The following is a 2,105-nucleotide window of genomic DNA, read 5'->3' as shown; positions in this document are numbered from 1 at the left end:
CTAAAACCTGCGGCGCACGCTGCGCGTGCGCCGCAGGTTTTAGACCAATTCACGAAAGTGTGACGACACTTTTGTGAATTAAAAACCAAAGCCAGTAAGGGTTGTCAAAGCTCAAAATGGCGTAGCCATTTTGAGCTTTCGTATTACGGTCATTTCTAGCCCAAGTGAAGATTGAAGATTAAGGTAGTAGGAGATTTGCGTTAATTTTGGGTTATGTTAATAAGAATATACTTTTAAAAAGTTTTATTCACGGTTATTCAGGGTTTTAAAATGACAGCAAAAATACAGTTGGCGATCGGCATTGATGAAGAAGCTTCAGATGTCAAAATCACAAGGTCTAAAGACGGAGATACCAGTGTTGCTGTGTTTATCTTTGAAGCACCCAACTGTATGACTGGCAAAGATGCAGGGAACAATGAGATCCTCGGAATGTACATGATCGATGAAGAAGGCGAAATGGTGACTCGCAACGTCAATGCTAAATTCATCAATGGTAAATCAGCAGGAATTGAAGCGATTCATAAACTCAATGGACAGAATGAATGGGAACGTTTTTTGCGATTTATGAATCGCTATGCTGAAGCTAATGGTATGAGTTTAAATAAAGCATAAAATTAAAAAAACTATGCAGCCATCTCAAAACCCTTGTCCCGATCCTCCATCCTATCAAGTTCATTTTGCAGTGATCACTGTTAGCGATACCCGTACCCCTGAAACCGATAAAAGTGGAAATTTTATCAAACAATCGATGACTAATGCTGGGCATATCTTGGATTACTATGCCCTAGTTAAGGATGAACCCGACGAAATTCGGGAGCAAATGCTTAATTTGGCAACGATCGCCGATCTCGATGCTATTATCCTGAACGGTGGGACGGGGATCGCGCCAAGGGATACCACCTATGACGCGATCGCAGCATTACTCGAAAAAACACTCCCAGGATTTGGGGAAATGTTTCGTTATTTGAGTTGGCAAGAGGTTGGTTCGAGGGCGATCGCTTCGCGTTCGGAAGCAGGAATTTACCAAGGAAAATTAGTATTTTCGCTGCCTGGATCGAGTAATGCGGTAAAACTAGCGATCGAGCAACTAATTTTGCCTGAAATCATTCATCTTGTCCGTCAATTAAAGGGCTTACATTAGTGATCTCTAGCTGTCGCTACGTATGTTAAGGTAAAAGAAGAAAAGAAGGTTGGCGCGAAGCGCCAACCTTCTTTTCTTAAGGGCTGACTAGCAGAGAATCTCCTAATTTGAGAACTTTGCCTGCTTCAGTTACGGGAATGCGTGTATTCAGGGTAAATCGGTAGAAATGGTTGAAGCGCGATCGCTCTACGTTATCTGGCAAAGTTGCCGCTCTTTGACTAGAAAATATTTTTTGGAACTTGGGATAGATTTCGCCTGTATCAGCATCACGGGTGGGAACGGGGCAGCGTTGACATGGATTTACACCTAAAAACTGGATCGAACCTATGCGAAAAGGGACTGTTTCCCCCGACTTTGTAAATAGCCGATCTTCCCAAAATGGGGCTGTACCTGAGATCTCTAAATTGGTACGAAAGCGCCGCCGAATTTGCTCTAAGTCAATGTTCGGCTCTTCATACCAACTTTGCACGGTTTTGAGAGATGCCTCCGAAACCACAGTTGGCCCCCAAGCCTCAAGATCGTCGGGAAATCCATTGGCAACATTTTGCCGAAGTTCTACGGGTTGACCGAAAAATTCGCTCAACCAATTGGCAAGCAATTCTCTCTCTCGATCTAAATTAAAAGTAAATACTTCGTTTTTCTCCTGATTTTGGCGATCGTTTTGGTGATGGATTTGGAGGTGGATTTGGCGATCAGCTAGGTTATAACTGGCTCTAATTAAATGAATCTGGGGATATAGCTTGGCATTGATATATTTCCCATGCCGATCGACTATGGCAAATTCGCGATCGCCCTTTAAGGCTCCACCAGAGGAAATCTCTATCTCATTTAAGGAAACAGGATCGAGAGATTTGATGGGAAAAATCAGAATTTTACTGAGGCTTACCATAGGAGCTATAACAGTTGAAATGTAGATGTTGATGGAAAAACCTTACCAAATATTCCTCTATAGCTAGAACAAATC

The 2,105-nt window shown here is 42.6% G+C and carries 3 protein-coding genes; 2 read left to right on the top strand and 1 reads right to left on the bottom strand.

Features of this window, described 5'->3' with window-relative positions; translation table 11 throughout:
- The first annotated feature begins 270 nt into the window (after positions 1 to 270).
- Positions 271 to 612 carry a photosystem II reaction center protein Psb28 gene (gene psb28 / locus AC805_RS04100; protein ID WP_055074234.1) on the top strand — a complete coding sequence of 114 codons (342 nt, stop codon included), beginning with the start codon at positions 271 to 273 and terminating at the stop codon, positions 610 to 612.
- 13 nt (positions 613 to 625) lie between these two features.
- A complete protein-coding gene (locus AC805_RS04095; RefSeq protein WP_055074233.1) occupies positions 626 to 1,141 on the top strand; it encodes a molybdenum cofactor biosynthesis protein B in 516 nt (171 codons plus the stop codon).
- Between the two features lie 76 nt (positions 1,142 to 1,217).
- Here AC805_RS04095 and AC805_RS04090 read toward each other — a convergent pair whose 3' ends face one another.
- Positions 1,218 to 2,030 (bottom strand): MOSC domain-containing protein, encoded by an 813-nt coding sequence (locus tag AC805_RS04090; protein WP_055074232.1) that lies wholly within the window; start codon positions 2,028 to 2,030, stop codon positions 1,218 to 1,220.
- Positions 2,031 to 2,105 lie beyond the last annotated feature (75 nt).

It is taken from the genome of Pseudanabaena sp. 'Roaring Creek', assembly GCF_001402795.1.
Taxonomy (GTDB): domain Bacteria; phylum Cyanobacteriota; class Cyanobacteriia; order Pseudanabaenales; family Pseudanabaenaceae; genus Pseudanabaena.
The sequence above is the reverse complement of the archived record's forward strand: the minus strand, read 5'-3'. Positions and strand labels throughout refer to the sequence as shown.